Here is a 21,702-nt window from a genome sequence, read left to right as displayed (position 1 = left end):
GAGCATCACGGCCAGCGCGGCCGGATCGGTACTTGGGGCGGTCGCCGTTCGTCTGTTGAAGGGGTATGAGCTGTGCGGATCCTGTCGGTGGACCTCGGGACGTCCAACACCGTGGCCGTCCTATCGGCGCACGGGAGGCCGCCGCGGGTGGTCGAGGTCGACGGTTCGGCCAACATGCCGTCCGCGGTGTTCGCCACCGAGGACGGCACGATCATGGTCGGCCGCGACGCCGAACGCCGTGCGCGGCTCGACCCGACCCGCTTCGAGCCCAACCCCAAACGCCGGATCGACGAGCAGACGCTCCTGCTGGGCACGGACGTCATCCCGGTCACCGAGGTGCTGGCCGCGATCCTGCGCCGCGTCCTCGACGAGACCACCCGCCAGCTCGGCGGCGAACTGCCCGACGAGGTCCGGCTCACCCACCCCGCGCAGTGGGGACAGACCCGCCGCAACGTGCTGCTGTCCGCCGCCCGGCTCGCCGGGATGGGCGGCAACATCGTGCTCGTCCCCGAGCCGGTCGCCGCGGCCGCGCATTTCGCGTCGTTCCCCGGCAAGACGCTCGCGCCGGGGCAGGCGCTCGCCGTGTACGACCTCGGTGCCGGCACCTTCGACGTCGCGATCGTCGGCGCGACCCCGAACGGCGGCTTCACCGTCGTCGCCGAAGACGGCCTTCCCGACCTCGGTGGTCTCGACGTCGACCAGGCGCTGCTGGTGCACGTCGGCCGCGAGGTCTCGCACAGGGACCCCCAGCGCTGGCAGCGGGTTTTGCGGCCCGAGTCCACTCCGGACCGTCGTACGCGGCGCGCGCTGCAGGAGGACGTGAAGGCGGCGAAGGAAGCCCTTTCGCGGCACCCGCAGACCGAGGTCCCGATGCCGGAGCCGTTCGAGGACGTCCTCGTCACGCGAGGCGAACTCGAAGCGCTGGTGCGGCCGTCGATGCTGCGCAGTGTCGAGCTGATGTCGCGGGTGGTCCGCTCGGCGGGCATGACCCCCGACCGGCTCGCCGGTATCTACCTCGTCGGCGGTTCGAGCCGTCTCCCGCTGGTCGGCAGCCTGATCGCGGAGAAGCTCGGCGTCGTCCCCGGCAGCCTCGACCAGCCCGAGACCGCGGTGGCGCTCGGCGCCCAGCACGTCGCTTCCGACGGCATCAGCTCGCGGACGCAGGGCGTCGAAGGGCAGGTCGCGGCGGGAACCGGGGCGCATCAGGTCGGCCCCGGCGCGTCGGGACCGTACGCGCCGCCGCAGCAGGTCGCGTCGATCCCCGGCTACTCGGGCGGAGGCCCCGGCCAGTCCGGCGGATTCCCCCAGTCGGGTTATCCGAACAGCGGTCCGCAGCAGGCGCAGCAGCCCGCGCCGACGAATTTCCCGACGTACTCCCTCGCCGGGCAGACCACCGCCGAGAAGGCGCCCGCGAGCAAGAAGAAGCCGCTCGTCATCGGCGCCATCGTGGCCGTCGTCGTGCTGCTCGCCGCCGGGCTCACGTTCTTCCTGACGTCCTCTTCGGCGACGACCTACACGGCCGACGAGTGCAAGGTGCCCGGCGCGGCCGACGACAAGGGCCTCACCGGATGCCTGCGCCAGCTCGCGGGGAAGATCGCCGACACCGGGGACTGCAAACCCGGCATGGGCAACGGGCCGGCGAAACCGGCGGAAGACCTCGGCGTGACGTCGACCTGCTCCGCCCCGGGCCGTGCCGGGACCCAGGTGACGTATCTGCAGAGCGACTCGGCGGAGAAGCTCAAGGCCTACACCGACGGGCTGCTCAAGTCGGCGGGCGGGGACCGCACCGAGGCGAAGTGGGCCGGCAACGCGCTGGAAGGCCAGTACTCCTCGGCTGCCGGGCGGAACGCCGCCGTGCTGGTGTTCACCGTGACCGACCGGCCGCTGGTCGGCTTCATCTACCAGGTGCCTGCCGAAGGACAGACCCCGACGCCGGGTGAGCTGGCCGACTACTTCGAGAAGAGCGTCCAGCCGGGCGAATAGCCCTCTTCGCGCGTGAAGGCCCCCTTCCCTCGGCTCAGCCGCGTGAAGGGGGCCTTCACGCGTTTCCCGCCTAGTGTCCGGGCTAGACTCCGCTTGATGCGTATCACGGTCTTCCGGCGGCTGATGGCCGACGAATTCGGTCCAGGACGTGCGGAAACCCTCTCCAGGGATCACGTCTTCGGCGAACTCGGGGGCCGGACCGTCGAACAGGCCCTCGACGCGGGAACCTCGGCCAAGGACGTCTGGCGGGCGGTCTGCGACGCCTTCGAGATCCCGCCCGAGCGGCGCTGACCTCGAAGAACGGGCAAGAACCCTAGCGCAACGGCGTGTCGGCGACGGCCTCGAACACACGTTCGTCTATGGTGTTGTCCACAACGGGGTCAGCGATCCACAGCTTGGGCGCGAGGCCTGGAATTGTCGGTGGTCGCCCGTAGCGTCGGACCCGACAGCTCAGAACTGAATCAAGCCCTACCCGGCTCAACCAACGAGGTGGACTCCATGGCACCAGCAGCACCCGACAAGGACAAGGCGCTCGAACTGGCCCTCGCCCAGATCGACAAGCAGTACGGCAAGGGCTCGGTCATGCGCCTCGGTGAAGAGGGCCGCGCGCCGATCGAGGTCATCCCCACCGGTGCCATCGCACTCGACGTCGCGCTCGGGATCGGCGGCCTGCCCCGCGGCCGCGTCATCGAGATCTACGGTCCGGAGTCCTCCGGTAAGACCACCGTCGCCCTGCACGCGGTCGCCAACGCGCAGAAGAACGGCGGCATCGCCGCGTTCATCGACGCGGAGCACGCGCTGGACCCGGAGTACGCCAAGAAGCTCGGCGTCGACACCGACGCGCTGCTGGTCTCCCAGCCGGACACCGGTGAGCAGGCGCTCGAGATCGCGGACATGCTGATCCGTTCCGGCGCGCTCGACATCCTGGTCATCGACTCGGTCGCCGCGCTCGTGCCGCGCGCCGAGATCGAGGGCGAGATGGGTGACAACCACGTCGGTCTGCAGGCCCGGCTGATGAGCCAGGCGCTGCGGAAGATGACCGGTGCGATGAACAACTCCGGCACCACCGCGATCTTCATCAACCAGCTGCGCGAGAAGATCGGCGTCATGTTCGGCTCCCCGGAGACCACGACCGGTGGTAAGGCGCTGAAGTTCTACGCGTCGGTCCGCCTGGACGTCCGCCGGATCGAGACGCTGAAGGACGGCGGCGAGCCCGTCGGCAACCGCACCCGCGTCAAGGTCGTGAAGAACAAGGTCGCGCCGCCCTTCAAGCAGGCCGAGTTCGACATCCTCTACGGCAAGGGTGTCTCCCGCGAGGGTTCGTTGATCGACATGGGTGTCGACCAGGGCATCCTGCGCAAGTCCGGCGCCTGGTACACCTACGAGGGCGACCAGCTGGGCCAGGGCAAGGAGAACGCCCGCAAGTTCCTGCTGGACAACCCGGACATCGCCAACGAGATCGAGAAGCGCATCAAGGAGAAGCTCGGCATCGGTGCCGCCGTCGACGCCGAAGCCGCCCCCGCGCCGGTCGACTTCTGAGTTCCGGAGCCCCGCAACCGGGGTGAAGTCGCCGATCGACCGTTTCGACTGGAGTGAGAGCTGAATGCGTGCGCCCAAAGTGGATCCGGCGGAGCTGCCGCCGGACGAGCGGAGGAAGAAGGCCAAGGAGATCTGCTTCGATCTCCTGGCCGCGCGCCCGCGTTCCACGGAGGAACTGCGTCAGGCCCTCAAGCGCAAGGGCTTCGACGAGGAGACGACGGAGACCCTGCTCGGTAAGCTGGACCAGGCAGGGCTCATCAACGACGCCGAGTTCGCCGAGATGTGGGTGCGTTCCCGCCATGCCAACATGGGCCTGGCACGGACCGCCCTCGTAGCCGAACTCAAACGCAAAGGAATCGATGGGGATATCGCCGTCCAGGCCGCCGAAGAGGTGGACCGAGAGGCAGAGGAGCAGCGCGCCCGAGAGCTGGTACGGAAGCGCATGCGCTCCTTGGGCAACGTCGACGAGCAGACGGCGATCCGCCGCCTGCTGGGCTTCCTCGCCCGCAAGGGCTATCCTCAAGGGCTGGCCTACACCGTGATCCGCGACGAACTCCGCGAGTTCGGCGCCGAATCGGCACTGCTGGACGACGCCACCCTCGACTGAGCTTCCGCACCACAGCCACTCACCGGCCGTACGGGCGCGCTTGCCCGCGCGGCCGGTGTTTTGCGTTCCCGGCGGTTTCGCGCGTGTCGTCCGTCCAATCACGTGTGTCGTCCGCGTGATCACACGCGCCGTCCGTTCAATCACGCGAAAGCGCACGGTGGTCGTGACTCGCGTGATTGGGTGCCGCACTCGGTGTTCCGCCTTTGATCACGCGAGTTCCGGCCTCAATCACGCGAGGGCGGCGCCGCGTCACGAACGCGCTCGAAGCACCACCGTCGAACTTCAACCCAGATCACCCTCCGCCAGGCCCCTGAACAGCGCCGATACGACCGATCAGGAATCGAGAAGCGCCGGAAGCCCGCTGCGAAATAGCGTTACCGGCATGAACTTCATCGACGCCATCACCCTCGAAGTGGCCGACACCGAGGCCGCCGAACGCTTCTACACCACCGCCTTCGGGCTCGGCTCCGAGCTTCGCTTCCGGGCGTCGCAGGAGCCGTCCACCGGCTTCCGCGGCTACACCCTTTCCCTCACGGTTTCCCAGCCCGCCAACGCGGACGCGCTCATCGACGCCGCCGTCGCCGCCGGGGCGACCGTGATCAAGCCCGCCGCGAAGTCGATGTGGGGCTACGGCGGAACCGTCCAGGCGCCGGACGGCGCGATCTGGAAGATCGCCACCTCGGCGAAGAAGAACACCGCGCCGGCCAGCCGCGACATCGACGCCATCGTGCTCCTGCTGGGCGTCGCCGACGTGGCCGCGAGCAAGAAGTTCTACGTCGAGCACGGCCTCACCGTCGGGAAGAGCTTCGGCCGCGTGTACGTCGAGTTCGAAGCCGGCTCGAGCCCCGTGAAGCTGGCACTGTACAAGCGCAAGGCGCTGGCCAAGGACGCCGGCGTCGCCCCGGAGGGCACCGGCTCGCACCGGATCGCGATCTGCGGCGCCGCCCCGTTCACCGACCCGGACGGGTTCGCCTGGGAGACCTCGGCGCTCGCCGCCCAGTCCTGATGTGCCACTTCCGGATGCCCCCGCTCGCCGCCTACCTTGGAGAAAACGCCATGACCACGACCTACGAAGGATTCTCGGCCGAAGAGAAGGCCGCGATGAAGGAACACGCCCAGGACATGAAGAAGGCGGCGCGTCGCAGCTCGGCCGCCGACAAAGCGGCGGCCGCGGAGCAGGACGTGATCGCGAAGATCGCCGAGATGTCCGATGAGGACCGGGCGCTGGCCGAGCTGGTCCACACCGTCGTGAAGGCGAACGCCCCGATGCTCGCGCCGAAGCTCTGGTACGGCCAGCCCGCCTACGCGCTGGACGGCAAGCTCGTCTGTTTCTTCCAGCCCGCGGCCAAGTTCAAGACCCGCTACGCGACGCTCGGTTTCAACGACGCGGCTCAGCTGGACGACGGCGCGATGTGGGCGACCGCCTTCGCGCTGACGGGAGTCACGCCCGACGTGGAGCAGCGCATCGCCGGCCTGGTGAAGCAAGCCGTCAGCTGACGGGAGTGGCAACCCGCTTTACCGCGTGAGTGGCCACACGCGGGACGGCGGGGAAACCCCTAGGCTCGGGTGATCACTGGGAGGACGAACATGATCACCATCGAGCCCTTGAAGCCTGACGACCGCGAAGCCTGGGAAGGCCTGTTCCGCGCGTACACCGCCTTCTACGAACGTGTTGCGCCGCAAGAGGTCTACGACCGGGCTTGGCGCGAGTTCCGATCGGGGGAGCGGATGCACGCGCTCGGTGCCCACGTGGGCGGCGAGCTCGCCGGGATCGTGCATTTCCTGGTGCACCCCAGCACTTCCGCGCTCACCGACGTCTGCTACCTGCAGGATCTGTTCACCGCGCCGGAAGCCCGCGGCAAGGGGGTCGCGCGGGCGCTGATCGAGGCCGTCGCGGACTGGGCCCGCACCCGCGAGTGCGGCAGGGTCTACTGGCACACCAAGGAATCCAACGCGACGGCGCGCCGCCTGTACGACCGGGTCGCGGTCAACCGGGGCTTCATCCAGTACCAGCTCCCGCTCTGAAAGCAGTGAAGGCCACCTTCGCGAAGGTGGCCTTCACAACACGGATCAGAGCTTCGAAGCCTCCGCCGCGAACGCCTCGATCTTCCCGAAGTCCTTGGCGGCCAAGGCATCCTTCGGCGTCAGCCAGGAACCGCCGATGCAGCCCACATTGGACAGCGCGAGATAGTCCGGTGCGGTCTTCACGGTGATCCCGCCGGTCGGGCAGAACTTCAGCCCGGGCAGCGGCCCGCCGATCGACTTCAGGTACGCCACGCCGCCGCTGGCCTCGGCGGGGAAGAACTTCAGCGCGGTCAGCCCGCGTTCGGCCAGCCGCATCGCCTCGGAAACCGTGCTCGCGCCCGGCAGGAACGGCAGGCCGGTGTCGAACGCGGCGTCCAGCACGGCGTCCGTGCAGCCGGGGGTCACCAGGAACTTCGCGCCGGCGTCGGCCGCCTGCTTGGCGTGTTCGGGCGCCGTGACGGTCCCGGCGCCGATGACGATCTCCGGGACCTCCGCGGCGATCCGCTCGATGGAGGCGAGTGCCGCCGGGGTGCGCAGGGTCAGCTCGATCACGCCGATCCCGCCCGCGAGCAGGGCCCGCGCGGTGGGCACGGCGTCGGCGGCGTCGTCGAGCACGACGACGGGCATCACGGGGGACAGGCCGAGCAGGTCGGCGCCGGTGGTCACTGGGTTACCTCCACAGGGGTCAACGTGTGCGCCGGAGCGCCGAAGTGTTCCGGCGTGAGCGGTCCGAACACGCTCGCGCCCTGATCGGCGGGGCCGACCGCGCGGCGCAGCGCCGCGAACAGCTCCCGGCCGGTGCCGGTCCAGGATGCCTCCGAAGGCGGGGAGTCCACCAGTTCACGGCGGGCGAGTTCTTCGTCACCCACGAGGATGTCGAGCGTCCCGGCCTTGGCGTCGAGGCGGACGACGTCGCCGTCGGCGATCCGCGCGATCGGGCCGCCCGCGGCGGCTTCCGGGGTCACCTGGATCGCCGCGGGGATCTTGCCGGACGCGCCCGACATCCGGCCGTCGGTGAGCAACGCCACCTGGTGCCCGCGGTCCATCAGCACCCCCAGCGCCGGGGTGAGCCCGTGCAGTTCCGGCATGCCGTTGGCCTGAGGGCCCTGCTGGCGGATGACCACGACGACGTCACGGTCCAGCTCGTCGGCCTCGAAAGCGTCCTTGAAGGACTTCTGGTCGGTGAAGACCCGCGCCGGGGCCTGCACGATCCGGTGTTCCGGTGCCACCGCGGACACCTTGATCACCGCGCGGCCGAGGTTGCCCGCGACCATCCGCAGCCCGCCGTCGGCGGCGAACGGCCGCCACGCGGGGCGCAGGACGTCTTCGTCGAGGCTGCGCGTCGGGACGTCGCGCCAGACCAGCTCGCCTTCGGAGAGGATCGGCTCCTGCCGGTAGCGGTGCAGGCCCGGTCCGGCGACGGTCTGGACGTCCTCGTGCAGCAGGCCCGCGTCGAGCAGCGTGCCGACCAGGAACTGGATACCCCCGGCGGCGTGGAAGTGGTTGATGTCCGCGCTGCCGTTCGGGTACACGCGGGCCAGCAGCGGGATCACCGACGACAGATCGGAGAAGTCGTCCCAGGTCAGCTGGATGCCCGCGGCGGCGGCGATCGCGACGAGGTGCATCGTGTGGTTGGTCGAACCGCCGGTGGCGAGCAGCGCGATGACGCCGTTGACGACGGCCTTCTCGTCGATCACGCGCGAGACCGGCGTGTACTTCTCGCCGCGCGAGAGCTTCACCACGCGACGCCCGGCCTCTTCGGTGAGCACCCGCCGCAGCGGCGAGTTCGGTTGCACGAAGCTGGCGCCCGGCAGGTGCAGGCCCATCACCTCGACGACCATCTGGTTCGAGTTGGCGGTGCCGTAGAAGGTGCACGTGCCCGCCGAGTGGTACGAAGCCGCTTCGGCGTCCAGGAGGTCTTCGCGGGTCGCCTTGCCCTCGGCGTAGAGCTGACGCACGCGCGCCTTCTCCTTGTTCGGCAGGCCGGAGTTCATCGGCCCGGCGGGCACCAGGATCGCCGGGAGGTGCCCGAAGGACAGTGCCCCGATCAGCAGGCCGGGCACGATCTTGTCGCAGACGCCGAGCAGCAGCGCCGCGTCGAACATGTCGTGGGACAGCGCGATCGCGGTCGACATCGCGATCACCTCGCGGCTGAACAGCGACAGCTCCATCCCCGGGCGGCCCTGGGTGACGCCGTCGCACATCGCGGGCACGCCGCCGGCGAACTGGGCGACGCCGCCCGCCTGGCGGACCGAGCCCTTCAGCAGCGCGGGGTACTCCTGCATCGGCTGGTGCGCCGAAAGCATGTCGTTGTAGGACGAGACGATCGCGACGCCCGGCGCCCGCGCGGCGCGCAGTGCCGCTTTGTCGACACCCTCCATCGCGGCGAAGCCGTGGGCGAGGTTGCTGCAGTCGAGGCCGCGCCGCACCGGCCCTTCCTCATGGGCGGCGGCGACGCGCTCGAGATACGCGGCGCGGGTTTCGGCACTGCGGGCGGCGATGCGCTCGGTGACTTCGGCGATGATGGGGTGGACGTTCGGGGCGGTGCTCATTGTCCGGCTCCGGATCACTGGTCGTGGTGGTCCGCGGGACGGCAACGCTGACGTCGCTGGGTCGTGACAGTGGCCACAGTAGCTCAGGGGAAAGCCCGAATCAAAATCGATACAGAAGATCGACTCGCGTGACCTCCGTCACGTCACTAGGTTCCACTGTGCTACTTGTCACATTGCACAACGCGCGGCAGAGTCGAGACGGCGAGGAATCGCTGGCCTTCGAAGGCTCAAGCGGCCAACCGAACCGACCATCGGGAGGTACCGATGTCCACCACAGAGATCGCCGAGCTTCGGCGAGCCATCGGTCAGCTGAGGCAGTGCGTCGGCGCGCTGCGATCCCGATACGGCGACGCCTCGGCGGTACGGCGCCTGGCGAACGACGTCGAGCGGCTCGACATCGACGCGACGGACCTCGACACGACCCCGAACGCGGTGCCCGCGCAGGCGAAGGCCGCGGATCGGGTCCAAGTTCCCGATACGCCCTACGACCCGGCGCTGTGGCACGGCGCCGATGACGAAGGCGTCGGCGGCTACAAGCGCGACCAGCGGTGAGCGCCCCCGCCGGCAAAGAGGCCGGACGGGGTACGGGGGTCCGCGCGCCGTCGCGGGCCCTCATCGTCGAGAAAACGCTGCGCACCGACCGGTGGTGGCTGTCCCCGCTGCTGACCGTCCTCGGCCTCTCCGCCTTCATCATCTACGCGACGATCAGGTCCTTCGTGCGCACCGCGTACTGGGTGCCCGAGTACCACTACCTGACGCCGTTCTATTCGCCGTGCGTCTCGGAGTCCTGCGTCGAAGGCTCCCGGCATTTCGGGGCCTGGTTCGGCGAACTGCCGGGCTTCATCCCGCTCGGCTTCCTGGTCCTGCCGTTCCTGCTGGGCTTCCGGCTGACCTGCTACTACTACCGCAAGGCCTACTACCGGGCCGTCTGGTTCTCGCCGCCCGCCTGCGCGGTCGCCGAACCGCACGCGAAGTACACCGGGGAGACCCGGCTGCCGCTGATCATCCAGAACGCCCACCGCTACTTCTTCTACGTGGCCGTGGTCGTCTCGCTGGTCAACACCTACGACGCGATCACCGCGTTCCACGGCAAGACCGGCGGATTCGGTTTCGGGCTCGGCAACATCGTGCTGCTCGGCAACGTGATCCTGTTGTGGGCGTACACGTTGTCGTGCCACTCGTGCCGACACGTGACCGGTGGCAGGCTCAAGCACTTCTCCAAACATCCGGTGCGCTACTGGATCTGGACCCAGGTGACGAAACTCAACACCCGCCACATGGCGCTGGCGTGGACGACACTCGGCACCCTCGTGCTGACCGACCTCTACGTGATGCTCGTGGCGAGCGGTGCGATTTCGGATCTGCGGTTCATCAACTAGCGGCGCGGGAATCTCCCGTCCCCGGCGACAAGCTTCGAGGTGGCTCTTTTCATGACCGAGGTCGAACGGCTCAGCTACGACGTGGTGGTGATCGGTGCCGGCGGTGCCGGCCTCCGCGCGGTCATCGAAGCCCGTGAACGCGGCTTCAGCGTCGCGGTGGTGTGCAAATCGCTTTTCGGCAAGGCGCATACCGTGATGGCCGAAGGCGGCTGCGCGGCGTCGATGGGCAACGCGAACTCGAACGACAACTGGCAGGTGCACTTCCGCGACACCATGCGTGGCGGGAAGTTCCTCAACAACTGGCGGATGGCCGAACTCCACGCCAAGGAGGCGCCGGACCGGGTCTGGGAACTGGAGACCTACGGCGCGCTGTTCGACCGCACCGCCGACGGCCGGATCAGCCAGCGCAACTTCGGCGGGCACACGTACCCGCGGCTGGCGCACGTCGGCGACCGTACCGGGCTCGAACTGATCCGCACGATGCAGCAGAAAATCGTTTCGCTGCAACAAGAGGACTTCAAGGAGACCGGTGACTACGAGGCGAGGATCAAGGTCTTCGCCGAATGCACGATCACCGAGCTGCTGACCGAAGACGGCCGGATCTCCGGCGCCTTCGGGTACTGGCGCGAGAGCGGCCGGTTCATCCTGTTCGAGGCGCCGGCGGTGGTGCTGGCGACCGGCGGCATCGGGAAATCCTTCAAGGTCACCTCGAACTCGTGGGAGTACACCGGCGACGGGCACGCGCTGGCGCTGCGGGCCGGGGCGACGCTCATCAACATGGAGTTCGTCCAGTTCCACCCGACGGGCATGGTCTGGCCGCCGAGTGTGAAGGGGATCCTGGTCACCGAAGGCGTCCGAGGTGACGGCGGGGTCCTCAAGAACACCGAGGACAAACGGTTCATGTTCGAGTACGTCCCCGACGTGTTCAAGGGGCAGTACGCGGACAGCGAAGAGGAAGCCGACCGCTGGTACACCGACCAGGAGAAGAACCGCCGCACGCCGGATCTGCTGCCGCGCGACGAGGTGGCGCGCGCGATCAACTCGGAGGTCAAGGCGGGCCGGGGATCGCCGCACGGCGGGGTCTTCCTCGACATCGCCAGCAGGCTGCCCGCGGAGGAGATCCGCAAACGGCTGCCGTCGATGTACCACCAGTTCAAGGAACTCGCCGACGTCGACATCACGAAGGAACCGATGGAGGTCGGCCCCACCTGTCACTACGTGATGGGCGGGATCGAGGTCGACCCGGACACCGCGTCGTCGAGCGTGCCGGGGCTGTTCGCCGCCGGCGAGTGCTCGGGCGGGATGCACGGCTCGAACCGGCTCGGCGGCAACTCGCTTTCGGATCTGCTCGTCTTCGGCCGTCGTGCGGGCCTCGGCGCCGCGTCCTACGTCGCGGACCTGAAGGACCGTCCGAAGGTCAGTCAGTCCGATGTGGACGCCGCCGCGGCGATGGCGCTCGCGCCGTTCGACCCGCCGGGTGACGGTGTCGAGGAGAACCCGTACAGCCTGCACACCGAACTGCAGCAGTCGATGAACGACCTGGTCGGCATCATCCGCAAGGCGGAGGAGATCGAGCGGGCGCTGGAGAAGCTCGGGGAACTGCGCGAGCGGATCAAGCGGGTCACCGTCGAAGGGCACCGGCAGTTCAACCCCGGCTGGCATCTAGCCGTCGACCTGCGGAACATGCTGATGGTCAGCGAATGCGTCGCCAGGGCCGCGCTCACCAGGACCGAGAGCCGGGGCGGGCACACGCGGGACGACCATCCGGGCATGGACGCCCAGTGGCGCAACAAACTCCTGGTCTGCTCGGCGACTCCGGGCGACAACCCGGTGGTGCCGGACATCGGCGTCGAGGTCAAGGCCCAGGTCCCGTTGCGGCAGGACCTGCTGGAGCTGTTCGAACTGTCCGAGCTGGGGAAGTACTACACCGACGAAGAACTGACTTCGCACCCCGGGAGTCCGGCATGAGCTACAAGGCGAGTTTCCGGGTCTGGCGCGGCGACGCCGATTCGGGTGAACTGCAGGACTACAGCGTCGAGGTCAACGAGGGCGAGGTCGTCCTCGACATCATCCACCGGTTGCAGGCCACCCAGGCCTCGGATCTGGCGGTGCGGTGGAACTGCAAGGCGGGCAAATGCGGTTCGTGCTCGGCGGAGATCAACGGCAAGCCGCGGTTGCTGTGCATGACGCGGATGTCGACCTTCACCGAGGACGAGGTCATCACCGTGACACCGATGCGGACGTTCCCGGTGATCCGCGACCTGGTGACCGACGTGTCGTTCAACTACACCAAGGCCCGCGAGATCCCGTCGTTCACGCCGCCCCCGGAACTGAAGCCGGGGGAGTACCGGATGCAGCAGGTGGACGTCGAGCGCTCGCAGGAGTTCCGCAAGTGCATCGAATGCTTCCTGTGCCAGAACACCTGCCACGTGGTGCGTGACCACGAGGAGAACAAGGAGGCCTTCGCCGGGCCCCGGTACCTGATGCGGATCGCCGAACTCGAAATGCACCCCCTCGACGTCGCCGACCGGCGCGACGAGGCGCAGGAGGAGCACGGGCTCGGGTACTGCAACATCACCAAGTGCTGCTCGGACGTGTGCCCGGAGGGCATCCACATCACCGACAACGCGCTGATCCCGATGAAGGAACGCGTCGCGGACCGGAAGTACGACCCCATCGTGTGGCTGGGGAACAAACTGTTCCGGCGGGACAAGTAGTCACGAGGAAGTCCGTGAAGGCCTCCTTCCCTACCCTGAGAGTAGGGAAGGATGCCTTCACGGCTTTTAATCGGTTGCCCCCACTCACTCGCCTGTCGCACACTTACCGCACACCGACCAAGGAGGACACATGACGCGACGTTGTTACGCCATGTTCCTTGGCATGGAAGAGAAACACGGCTCCACGCCGCCGTCCTAGCCGGACGACGCGCACGTGGAGCCGCCCTTCGGGAAACCGAACCGGGCGGCTTTTTCTTTGCGGTGACCCTGTTTTCTGGAACGAAGCAGTCCGGTGCGCGACGCGTGCCGGACTGTGTTCCAGGCCAAGGCGCGTTGGTCCAGCGGAATGGATACCGGGTTTTCACCCCGGTGACGTGGGTTCGACTCCCACACGCGCTACGCCCCGGCACGGCGGGGAAACCTGTTCCGTCGTACCGGTGCGGCGGTGTGGGGTCCGTGTGTCCCATACCGCCAGACGCGCACGGTCCGGCGACCGGCCGGGATTCATAGCCCCGGCCAGCCTGGCTCGACACCAGGGTGCGCGACTCAGCCCGTCTTGCGGGCGCTGTGCACGTCGCCGCTTTCGTGGCGGCGCAGGACGAGATCCTGGAAACCGTTGTCGCGCAGGCCTTCTTCCAGGTTGAGCCCGTTCGTGGCGACGACCACCAGCAGCCCGCCCGTCACCAGGCTCGCGGCGACGCGATCGAGATGGGCCGGCGAGTCCAGGAAAGCGACGACGACGTCGAAGGCCCCCATCACCGGCAGCCGGGCGAGCTGGTGGACCTCGTACGAGATCCCGACGGGGTCGCGTTCCTCTTCGCGTTGCGCGGCCGCTATCGAGGCCTGATCCGCGTCGACACCGACCACGCGGCGCGCACCCTCTCGCCGGAACAGGCGCGGATAGCGGCCATCGCCGCACCCGACGACCAGGACCGCCCTGCCCGCCAGGTCCGGCAGCGCTTCGAGCAGCGTCGCGGCCTGGTCCGCCATACGGCCGACGCTAGCCGAGCGACTGCTGTCCCGACAGGACCAAGAGGCATATCTCGCGTCGAGGTCCTGCCGGACAGAATCGGACGGGCCGCTGCTGCGGTCTACTTGAACTTGTACTGGGGCTCGGGAGTGGCTTGGACCACCGAGGTGCCAACCGGGCAAACCGCATTGGAGTAGTAGCTGGAGGAGTATGTCTCGTAGTTCCCGAAAACTACCGCCCCGTTGCTGCACTTCGCTTGGGTTATGTAACCGGCGCTGTCGCTCGGCCCGGAGTCGCATTTGAAGCTGGCGACCCGCGGATAACTGTGGTCGTAGCAAACCTGGCCCTTGTATACGAATTCCACGGTTGCGGGGCTAGGATTTTCCGAGGCCAAGGCCGACCCGGTGGCGACCGTTGCGCTTGTTGTGAGGGCAAGCATTGTCGCGGCTACGAGAATCCTGCGTGTCGAGGTCATGGTCTCCCCTTATGGCATCTAGATGGAGCGACGCGAGTGCGCATGTATATGTGATGTGCGACAATCGCATGAATGGTCGAGCGACCCCTTTGTGCAATTTCGTATTTCGCTCGATGGATCAACGCTAGCTCTAACTTGTCGCGCTGCCAAGATGATCGTCCTGGTTCACGCGTGTGGAGTAAGCGGGTGGATCTGGTGGCTTTCCCTGCAGGTGGAGGCGTTGATGGAGTGATCATCCGGATGGAGGTATGGGTGGATCCGTGGGGTGCGGTACTAGTTGAACTGCTTCCGTAATTCGGGCACTGAGGGGAGAGTCTTGTGATGTCCAAATCGTTCGGCACTGCATTGGCGACAATGGCGATGATCGCGGCCAGTGTTATTTCGGCGCCGACGGCAGATGCTTCTGCGGAAACGTTGCTCTGGTCCTGCGGTTCGTCGTGGAATCCGTATGACCCGGAGCAAGGTAGTGGTGCGGCCTGGTCGTCGTGTTCGTCGGATGCGCCCGCGTCGCTGAGGCATCGCGTAGGTATCTGGTGCAACGGTAGTGGTCCCTGGTGGGGCGGATGGACCACCAAAGATCGCCTTTCGACGACTTATTGTTCCGGCGGAGAGCGTGCGACGAATTCCGCGGTGGATTTCTATTACTGATCCGAATCCGGTGATGCGGTCTGCCGCATCCTCGGCAAAGCGCGAGCACAGCAAGAGGCCCCGTCGCGCGCTGCGCGGCGGGGCCTCTTCCGGACTTCTGGACGGATCAGGTGGAGGCGGCGGCTCCCAGTCCGGTCTCCTCGGCCTTCTTCTCGTCCAGGTCGATGTGCTTCTTGCTGCGCCGGTTGCGCTTCTCCAGATACGTCGCCAGCGCCGTCAGCAGCAGGCACAGGCAGATGTAGATACCGGTCGCGACCAGCGTCGACGGCACGATCGGCCGGCCGAACTCGCCCTGCGTGCCGATGTAGCGCGCGTAGTACAGCAGTTCCTGGAAGGTGATGATGAAGCCGAGCGCGGTGTCCTTCAGCAGCACCACCATCTGGCTGATGATCGTCGGCAGCATCGCCCGGATCGCCTGTGGCAGCAGGACGGTGAACATCACCTGGGTTTTGCGCATGCCGAGTGCGTACGCGGCTTCGGCCTGGCCCTTCGGCAGGGCCTGGATGCCGGCGCGGAAGACCTCCGCGAGCACCGAGCCGTTGTACAGCGTGAGACCGAAGACCACGCCGAGGAACGGCGTCATCGGGACGCCAACGGCCGGGAGGCCGAAGTAGAACAGGAACATCAGGATCAGCGCGGGGATGGCGCGGAAGAACTCCACGATCACACCGGAGATGCGCCGGATCCAGGCGTGGTCGGAGAGCCGTCCGGCCGCGAAGACCGCACCGAAGATCAGCGCGAGGACCGCCGCCGCCGCGAACGCCCGGAGCGTCTCCAGTACCGCGTTCAGCAGGTCGATCTGAACCTGCTGGTACTGGAGCCATTCCCATTTGCGCGCGGTGAACTGGCCGGTGTCGTAGAACCGGTAGACGACGAAGGCGATGAACGCGGCGATGGCGAGGACGCCGATGACCGCGTAGATGCGGTGGCGCATCCGCGCCTTGGGGCCGGGGACGTCGAACAGGACACTGCTCATCGGGCCACGCTCCAGCGCTTCTCCAGGCTCCGCTGGATGAGAGAAAGTACGGCGACGAGGATGATGAAGCCCAGGGCGACCCACAGCAGGCCGATCAACTGGTTGTCACCTCGTTCCGAGAGGTACGACCGGATCGCGCCGGCCTCGGCGACCGAGAAGCCCGCGGCGATCGTGGTGTTCTTCAGCAACGCGATCAGAGTGCTGATCAGCGGCGGCGCCACGGAGCGCAGCGCCTGCGGCAGGACGATCTGGCCGAGGATCTGGCCGAACGTCAGCCCCAGCGCGCGCCCGGCTTCGGCCTGGCCGACCGGGACGGTGTTGATGCCCGACCGGACGACTTCGCAGATGAACGCCGAGGTGTACACGATCAGCGCGACGACCGCGGCGGTGAAGAAGTTGAGCTTGACGATTTCGAGCAGGGGGTACGCGAACACGAAGAACGCGAACACCAGCGTCAGCGGGGTGTTGCGGATGAGGGTCACATAGGTCGTTCCCGCCGCGCGGAACGCCAGGACCGGACTCACCCGCAGCATCGCCAGGATCGTGCCGAGGATCAGGCTGCCGACCGCCGACCAGAGGAACAGTTCGATCGTGGTGAGGAAGAACGGACCGTAGAGATCCAGGTTGTCGAGCAGGACGTTCATGGAGCCTTTCCCCGCTGCCGTCGACTGGAGGTGGGTGTGGAGCGGCCGGTGAACCCGTCACGGGTCCACCGGCCGCTGGTTACATCAGTACTTCTGCAGGGTGGGCTTCTGCGCCGCCGAACCCGACTTGCCGAGGGTGGCGTCGTAGATCTTCTGCCAGGTGCCGTCGTCCAGCGCCTTCTGCAGGGTGTCGTTGATCTTGTCGCGAAGGACCTTGTCGTCCTTCTTCAGGCCGATGCCGTACGGCTCCTTCGAGAAGGTCTTGCCGACGACCTTGAAGCTGTCGGAGTCCTCCGAAGCGAAGCCCTTCAGGATCGCGTCGTCGGTGGTGACCGCGTCGACCTCCTTGGTGCTGAGCTTCTCGACGCACTGCGAGTACTTCTGGAACTCGACGATGTTGCCGGGCTCGGTCAGGTTCTGCTCGCGGACGCGCTGGATCGGGGTCGAGCCGGTGACCGAGCAGACCTTCTTGCCCTTCAAGGTCTCCGGGCCGGTGATCGTCGTCTCGTCCTTGCGCACCAGCAGGTCCTGGCCGGCCTCGAAGTACGGGCCGGCGAAGGAGATCTGCGCCTTGCGCTTGTCGTTGATCGTGTAGGTGCCGACGTAGTAGTCGACGTCGCCGTTCACGATGGCCTGCTCGCGGGCACCCGAGTCGACCGTCTTGAAGGTGATCTTGTCTTCGCCGAAGCCGAGGCTCGCGGCGACGAGCTTCGCGATTTCGATGTCGAAACCGGCGAACTTGCCGCTCGTCGGGTCCTTCTTGCCGAGACCGGGCTGGTCGTCCTTGGCGCCCAGGGTCAGCTTGCCCGCTGCCTTGATCTTCGCGAAGACCGGGGAGCCCGCGAGGTCGACGTTCGACGCCACCGTGTACTGGGGCAGCTGTGCGCCCGCGTTCGCGCCTTCGGAGCTGCCGCCCGGCGAGCTCGGCGTGCCTTCCTTGCCACAAGCGGTCAGTGCGAGACTGCCGACGAGCAGACCCACCGCAAGGGTGCGGATCCTCATGTGAACCTCTCCTGTTTCTTCCGTCGATGCGGCACGAGCCCGCGCCGCGGAAACGCTTAGTGGGTCAGGATCTTGCCGAGGAAGTCCTTGGCGCGATCCGTCTTCGGCTTGGTGAAGAAGTCGTCCGGGGTGGAGTCCTCGACGATCTCGCCGTCGGACATGAACACCACCCGGTTCGCCGCGCGCCGCGCGAAGCCCATCTCGTGGGTGACGACGAGCATCGTCATCCCGTCCTTGGCGAGCGTGGTCATCACGTCGAGGACCTCCTGGACCATCTCCGGGTCCAGCGCCGAGGTCGGCTCGTCGAACAGCATCACCTTGGGGCGCATGGCCAGCGCGCGGGCGATCGCCACCCGCTGCTGCTGCCCGCCGGAGAGCTGGGCGGGGTACTTGTCGGCCTGGTTGGCGATGCCGACACGTTCGAGCAGGTCCATCGCGGTCTTGCGGGCCTCGGCCGAGTTGACCTTGCGGACCTTCATCGGCGCGAGCATGACGTTCTCGACGATCGTCTTGTGCGCGAACAGGTTGAACGACTGGAACACCATGCCGACGTCGGCGCGCAGCGCGGCCAGCGCCTTCCCTTCGGCGGGCAGCGGAACGCCGTCCACCGCGATCTCGCCGGAGTTGATGGGTTCCAGCCGGTTGATCGCCCGGCACAGCGTCGACTTGCCAGACCCGGACGGCCCGAGCACGACCACGACCTGCCCACGCGGCACCTCGAGGTTGATCTCCTTGAGCACGTGCAGGTCGCCGAAGTACTTGTTCACGGCGGCCGCCTTGATCATCGGCGCCGCCACCTCCGCGGTCATCTGGCCTCCAGGAGCGTTCGTTTGCAGGGGACTGCGGGGTCAGGCACCACGCGATGGCGGAAACCTACTCCCGTCGGACCGCTTGTAAAGGCGGCTTGACCAATACTTAGGGTTTCAAGTCCGTATCGTTCTCAAGCCACCGGACGGCCCGATCCGCCGCCGTCCGGCGCTGATCAGCCTAGACAAAGCGGGGGTGCCTCGTAACCGGGGTCACACAAGATCTGTGACGCATCGTGACCATTACCGCGTGCAGCGGGTCCCTCACAGGGCCATCCGGCCCAGCGGTACGGGCAGCGCGAGTGGTGACTCACCCCATAGAGTCGTTCCTCAAGTCGTCGCGGTGCGGGGACGGCGTGAAAGGGAAACACGGGTGCGGGTACTGCTGGTGGAGGACGACGACCGGGTCGCGGGTGCCTTGACGCCCGCGCTGACCCGGCGCGGCCTGACGATCAAACGCCTGGCCTCCGGCGCCGGGGTGCTCGATCTGGTGCACGAGGTCGACGTCGTACTGCTCGACCTGGGGCTCCCCGATATCGACGGGATCGTGCTGTGCCGCCGGATCCGCGCGGTCAGCGACGTCGCGGTGATCGTCGTTTCGGCGCGGGGCGAGGTCGACGACCGGATCCAGGGATTGCGGTCCGGCGCCGACGACTATCTGGTGAAGCCCTACGACGTCGACGAACTGGTCGCCCGCGTCGAGGCCGTGCGCCGTCGCCGAGGGGAGCGGCCCGCCGCGCCCGAACCGGCGGGCGTCATCCGGGCGGGTGATGTGTCCGTCGATATCGGGCGCCATGAGGTGCAGGTCGACGGGCAGCCGGTTTCGTTGTCCCGCAAGGAATTCCAGGTGCTCGCGCTGGTGGTCACCGCCCGCGGCGCGGTCTGCGCCCGCGACCACGTGCTGAACGAGGTCTGGGGGCATCGCGGCCCCGCGGAGAGCCGGTCGCTCGACGTCCACGTCGCCACCCTGCGGACCAAACTCGGCAGGCCCGCGCTGATCGAGACCGTCCGCGGTGTCGGGTACCGCCTCGGCGGCGCCTACGGCCCGGCCGAGGAGGGCTGAGCCGGTGCGCGTCCGGCTCCAGGCGATCGTGCTGACGCTGGTCGCGGCGCTCGTGTTCGGCCTCGGCATCCCGCTCTCCCTCAGCGTGGCGGCCAGTGCGCAGCTCGACCTCTTCCTCGACCGGCTCACCGACACCTCCCGGTTCGCGTCGCTGGCCCAGCGCCCGCTGGTGGAGAACCGGCCGGATCTGATCGAGGACGAGCTCCGCCGCTACACCGAGGTCTACGAGGTGCCGGTGGCGATCGTCGACCAGGACGGCGAATCCGTCGCCGGAGGGCCGGGCGAGACGGCCGGGATCGATCTCAAGGACCCCGTCATCGCCTCACATCTGCAGCAGGCGCTGGCCGGGCGGCGTTCGGAACCCGGTCCGCTGCTGCTGCCGTGGTCCACCGAGCCGCTTGTGCTGGCCGAGCCGATCCTGATCGACGGCGAGGTACGGGGCGCGGTGATCACCGTCTCCTCGACGGACAAGGCCCGCACCGCGCTGCTGTGGTGGTGGCTGCTCATCGCGGCGGGCGCGGTGCTGGCGTTCGGGCTCGCGTTGCTGGTCGCGGTGCCGGTGGTGCGCTGGATACTGCGCCCGGTCCGGCGGCTGGACGACGCCACCGGCGAACTGGTCGCCTCCGTGGTCAGCGGCCGCGAGGTCAAACGGGTGGGGGAGACGGGCGGCCCGCCGGAACTGCGGCAGCTCGAACGCTCCTTCGACCGGATGGCCGCCAGCGTCGACGAGGCACTGTCGGCGCAGCGCGCGTTCGTCGCCGACGCCTCCCACCAGCTGCGGAACCCGTTGACCGCGTTGAAGATCCGGCTCGGCAACCTCGACGGGCACGTCGACGACGACCTGGCCGCGGCCGATCTCGAAGCCGCCCTCGTCGACGCGCGACGGCTCAACCAGATCCTCGACGAGCTCCTTTCGCTGGCCAGGGCCGAATCCTCGGGCGGCGAACTGGTGCCGGTCGGCCTCGACGAGACGGTGGGCGCCCGGGTCGCCGACTGGACCGTCGTCGGCGCGGCACGCGACATCACCCTGGTCGCGTCCGGGCTGGGCGGCGGGCTGAGGGTGCTCACGCCCGCGCGCGGCCTCGAAGTGGTCCTCGACGCGCTGCTGGACAACGCGCTCAAGTTCACCGAGCCGGGGACCGAGGTGTGGGTCGACGTCACCACGGCGGACGGGAAGGTGGACATCGCCGTCCGCGACCACGGCCCCGGCCTGCGCGACGACGAACTGGACCGCGCGGCGGACCGGTTCTGGCGCAGCACCGCGCATCAGAACGTGCCCGGCTCCGGCCTCGGCCTGGCGATCGTCACCGAGATCCTGGCCAGATCGGACGGTTCGCTGCGGCTCGGTTCCCCCGAGGGCGGCGGTCTGCAGGTGACGGTGACCCTGCCCTTAATCCTTGAGTGATCTGAAGTAACGCAGAGCGCCCGGGTGCAGCGGCAGGGGAGCGGTCTCGATGGCCGGGTGGACGTCGATCGACAACGCCGCGCCCGCCGCCTTGACCAACTGGTCCCGCGCGTCGAACAGCCCGCGTACCAGCGCCTCGGCGACGTCGTCGCGCATCGACGTGGGCACCACCAGGAAGTTCGGCAGCACGAGCGTGGTCACCGGCGACGGCAGGTTGTAGGCGGTCACCGGGATGGTCGCGGTCCGGTACACCGGGCTGGTGGCCCGCAGCGCGTCCGCGAGGTCGGTGATGTCGAGCAGCCGCAGGCCGACCGTGTGCACCTTCTCGGTGATCGACGGTGTCGGCAGCCCACCCGACCAGATGACGGCGTCGATCTGCCGGTTCTCCAGCGCGGGCAGCGCCTCGGGAAGGCCCAGGTTGCGCCGGTCGATCGCGCCGGTCAGCCCCGACGCCTTCAGCAGCTGCTTCGACAGGAACTCGACCCCCGAGTCCGGCGAGCCGATCGCGACCTTGCGGCCGCGCAACTGCGCGAACGACTTGATCGACGAATCGGCGCGCACGATGACGTGCAGGTAGTCGTCGTGCACGCGGGCCAGCGCGGCCAGGCCGGGGCTCTTGTCGGCGGCGGCGACGTCGGCGGCCACGAACGCGACGTCGGCCTTCCCCGCCCGCACCCGGTCGACGTTGTCCGGGGAGCCGTGCGTCTCCTGGATCTCGGGCCGCTCGGTGTCCAGCTGCGCGGCCCAAGCGTCGGCCAGCGCCTCGGCCAGTTTGTCGTAGACGCCGCCGTTGAGCCCCGCCGCGATCCGCACCTTCGTCCCGGACAGATCGGGTCCGCACCCGGCGACCAGGGCACAGACCACGGCGATCACCACCGCCAGCACCCCTGGTCTCCTCATGAGGGTCGATC

The 21,702-nt window shown here is 68.0% G+C and carries 22 protein-coding genes and 1 tRNA gene; 15 read left to right on the top strand and 8 right to left on the bottom strand.

What is annotated here, in order from left to right; all coding sequences use genetic code 11:
• The first annotated feature begins 72 nt into the window (after positions 1–72).
• From DMC64_RS40510 to DMC64_RS40480, 7 genes are all read left to right on the top strand, one after another.
• Entirely contained in the window at positions 73–1,983 is a 1,911-nt protein-coding gene (locus DMC64_RS40510) for an Hsp70 family protein (protein ID WP_125737832.1), read from the top strand.
• 96 nt (positions 1,984–2,079) lie between these two features.
• Positions 2,080–2,274, top strand: a complete 195-nt coding sequence (locus DMC64_RS40505; protein WP_016332706.1) for a DUF3046 domain-containing protein — start codon at positions 2,080–2,082, stop codon at positions 2,272–2,274.
• Between the two features lie 207 nt (positions 2,275–2,481).
• Complete coding sequence (gene recA, locus DMC64_RS40500) at positions 2,482–3,522, top strand: recombinase RecA (RefSeq protein WP_005164741.1); 1,041 nt, start codon at positions 2,482–2,484, stop codon at positions 3,520–3,522.
• 79 nt (positions 3,523–3,601) lie between these two features.
• Positions 3,602–4,129 (top strand): regulatory protein RecX, encoded by a 528-nt coding sequence (locus DMC64_RS40495; RefSeq protein ID WP_125737904.1) that lies wholly within the window; start codon positions 3,602–3,604, stop codon positions 4,127–4,129.
• Between the two features lie 382 nt (positions 4,130–4,511).
• On the top strand, positions 4,512–5,135 hold the full coding sequence (locus DMC64_RS40490) for a glyoxalase (protein WP_125737831.1): 624 nt from the start codon (positions 4,512–4,514) through the stop codon (positions 5,133–5,135).
• 50 nt (positions 5,136–5,185) lie between these two features.
• Positions 5,186–5,626, top strand: coding sequence for an iron chaperone (locus tag DMC64_RS40485; RefSeq protein ID WP_125737830.1), 441 nt, complete (start codon positions 5,186–5,188; stop codon positions 5,624–5,626).
• 90 nt (positions 5,627–5,716) lie between these two features.
• Positions 5,717–6,154, top strand: coding sequence for a GNAT family N-acetyltransferase (locus DMC64_RS40480; protein ID WP_125737829.1), 438 nt, complete (start codon positions 5,717–5,719; stop codon positions 6,152–6,154).
• 45 nt (positions 6,155–6,199) lie between these two features.
• Here DMC64_RS40480 and eda read toward each other — a convergent pair whose 3' ends face one another.
• On the bottom strand, positions 6,200–6,820 hold the full coding sequence (gene eda, locus DMC64_RS40475) for a bifunctional 4-hydroxy-2-oxoglutarate aldolase/2-dehydro-3-deoxy-phosphogluconate aldolase (RefSeq protein WP_016332712.1): 621 nt from the start codon (positions 6,818–6,820) through the stop codon (positions 6,200–6,202).
• A complete protein-coding gene (gene edd / locus DMC64_RS40470) occupies positions 6,817–8,706 on the bottom strand; it encodes a phosphogluconate dehydratase (protein WP_125737828.1) in 1,890 nt (629 codons plus the stop codon). Before edd ends, eda begins: the two co-directional genes overlap by 4 nt.
• A 264-nt stretch (positions 8,707–8,970) precedes the next feature.
• Here edd and DMC64_RS40465 point away from each other — a divergent pair, with 264 nt between their 5' ends.
• The 5 genes from DMC64_RS40465 (at position 8,971) to DMC64_RS40445 (ending at position 13,201) form a co-directional block, all read left to right on the top strand.
• Positions 8,971–9,258 (top strand): hypothetical protein, encoded by a 288-nt coding sequence (locus DMC64_RS40465; protein ID WP_005164726.1) that lies wholly within the window; start codon positions 8,971–8,973, stop codon positions 9,256–9,258.
• Entirely contained in the window at positions 9,255–10,085 is an 831-nt protein-coding gene (locus DMC64_RS40460; RefSeq protein ID WP_125688312.1) for a hypothetical protein, read from the top strand. Before DMC64_RS40465 ends, DMC64_RS40460 begins: the two co-directional genes overlap by 4 nt.
• A 51-nt stretch (positions 10,086–10,136) precedes the next feature.
• Entirely contained in the window at positions 10,137–12,053 is a 1,917-nt protein-coding gene (locus DMC64_RS40455) for a fumarate reductase/succinate dehydrogenase flavoprotein subunit (protein WP_037343482.1), read from the top strand.
• Complete coding sequence (locus DMC64_RS40450) at positions 12,050–12,802, top strand: succinate dehydrogenase/fumarate reductase iron-sulfur subunit (protein WP_005164720.1); 753 nt, start codon at positions 12,050–12,052, stop codon at positions 12,800–12,802. The genes DMC64_RS40455 and DMC64_RS40450 overlap by 4 nt, the downstream gene beginning before the upstream one ends.
• A gap of 327 nt (positions 12,803–13,129) precedes the next feature.
• A tRNA-Glu gene (locus DMC64_RS40445) sits at positions 13,130–13,201 on the top strand.
• Between the two features lie 147 nt (positions 13,202–13,348).
• Here DMC64_RS40445 and DMC64_RS40440 read toward each other — a convergent pair.
• Positions 13,349–13,792 (bottom strand): class I SAM-dependent methyltransferase, encoded by a 444-nt coding sequence (locus tag DMC64_RS40440; RefSeq protein ID WP_125737827.1) that lies wholly within the window; start codon positions 13,790–13,792, stop codon positions 13,349–13,351.
• A gap of 776 nt (positions 13,793–14,568) precedes the next feature.
• Between DMC64_RS40440 and DMC64_RS40435 the strand changes: the two genes are divergently transcribed.
• Positions 14,569–14,895, top strand: a complete 327-nt coding sequence (locus DMC64_RS40435) for a hypothetical protein (protein WP_125737826.1) — start codon at positions 14,569–14,571, stop codon at positions 14,893–14,895.
• A gap of 106 nt (positions 14,896–15,001) precedes the next feature.
• On the opposite strand, the gene DMC64_RS40430 is transcribed toward DMC64_RS40435, so the two are convergent.
• The 4 genes from DMC64_RS40430 to DMC64_RS40415 all read right to left on the bottom strand — a co-directional run bounded on the left by DMC64_RS40430 (position 15,002) and on the right by DMC64_RS40415 (position 18,302).
• A complete protein-coding gene (locus tag DMC64_RS40430) occupies positions 15,002–15,871 on the bottom strand; it encodes an amino acid ABC transporter permease (protein WP_125737825.1) in 870 nt (289 codons plus the stop codon).
• Positions 15,868–16,515: an amino acid ABC transporter permease gene (locus DMC64_RS40425; RefSeq protein WP_037343260.1), complete on the bottom strand. Its 648-nt coding sequence runs from the start codon at positions 16,513–16,515 to the stop codon at positions 15,868–15,870. Before DMC64_RS40425 ends, DMC64_RS40430 begins: the two co-directional genes overlap by 4 nt.
• An 84-nt stretch (positions 16,516–16,599) precedes the next feature.
• A complete protein-coding gene (locus DMC64_RS40420) occupies positions 16,600–17,517 on the bottom strand; it encodes a glutamate ABC transporter substrate-binding protein (protein ID WP_037343263.1) in 918 nt (305 codons plus the stop codon).
• Between the two features lie 56 nt (positions 17,518–17,573).
• Positions 17,574–18,302, bottom strand: coding sequence for an amino acid ABC transporter ATP-binding protein (locus DMC64_RS40415; protein ID WP_007029281.1), 729 nt, complete (start codon positions 18,300–18,302; stop codon positions 17,574–17,576).
• A gap of 394 nt (positions 18,303–18,696) precedes the next feature.
• Here DMC64_RS40415 and DMC64_RS40410 point away from each other — a divergent pair, with 394 nt between their 5' ends.
• The gene (locus DMC64_RS40410) at positions 18,697–19,386 is read left to right on the top strand and encodes a response regulator transcription factor (RefSeq protein WP_038516335.1); all 690 of its coding nucleotides are present in this window, start codon (positions 18,697–18,699) and stop codon (positions 19,384–19,386) included.
• Positions 19,387–19,390: 4 nt separating this feature from the next.
• Entirely contained in the window at positions 19,391–20,791 is a 1,401-nt protein-coding gene (locus DMC64_RS40405; RefSeq protein WP_125737823.1) for a HAMP domain-containing sensor histidine kinase, read from the top strand.
• Here DMC64_RS40405 and DMC64_RS40400 read toward each other — a convergent pair.
• Positions 20,777–21,691: a TAXI family TRAP transporter solute-binding subunit gene (locus tag DMC64_RS40400; protein ID WP_125737822.1), complete on the bottom strand. Its 915-nt coding sequence runs from the start codon at positions 21,689–21,691 to the stop codon at positions 20,777–20,779. The genes DMC64_RS40405 and DMC64_RS40400 overlap by 15 nt on opposite strands.
• Between the last annotated feature and the right edge of the window lie 11 nt (positions 21,692–21,702).

The organism is Amycolatopsis sp. WAC 04197, assembly GCF_003947475.1.
GTDB classification, from domain to species: domain Bacteria; phylum Actinomycetota; class Actinomycetes; order Mycobacteriales; family Pseudonocardiaceae; genus Amycolatopsis; species Amycolatopsis japonica.
Note: the sequence above shows the minus strand (reverse complement) of the source record. Positions and strands in the feature narration are given on the sequence as shown.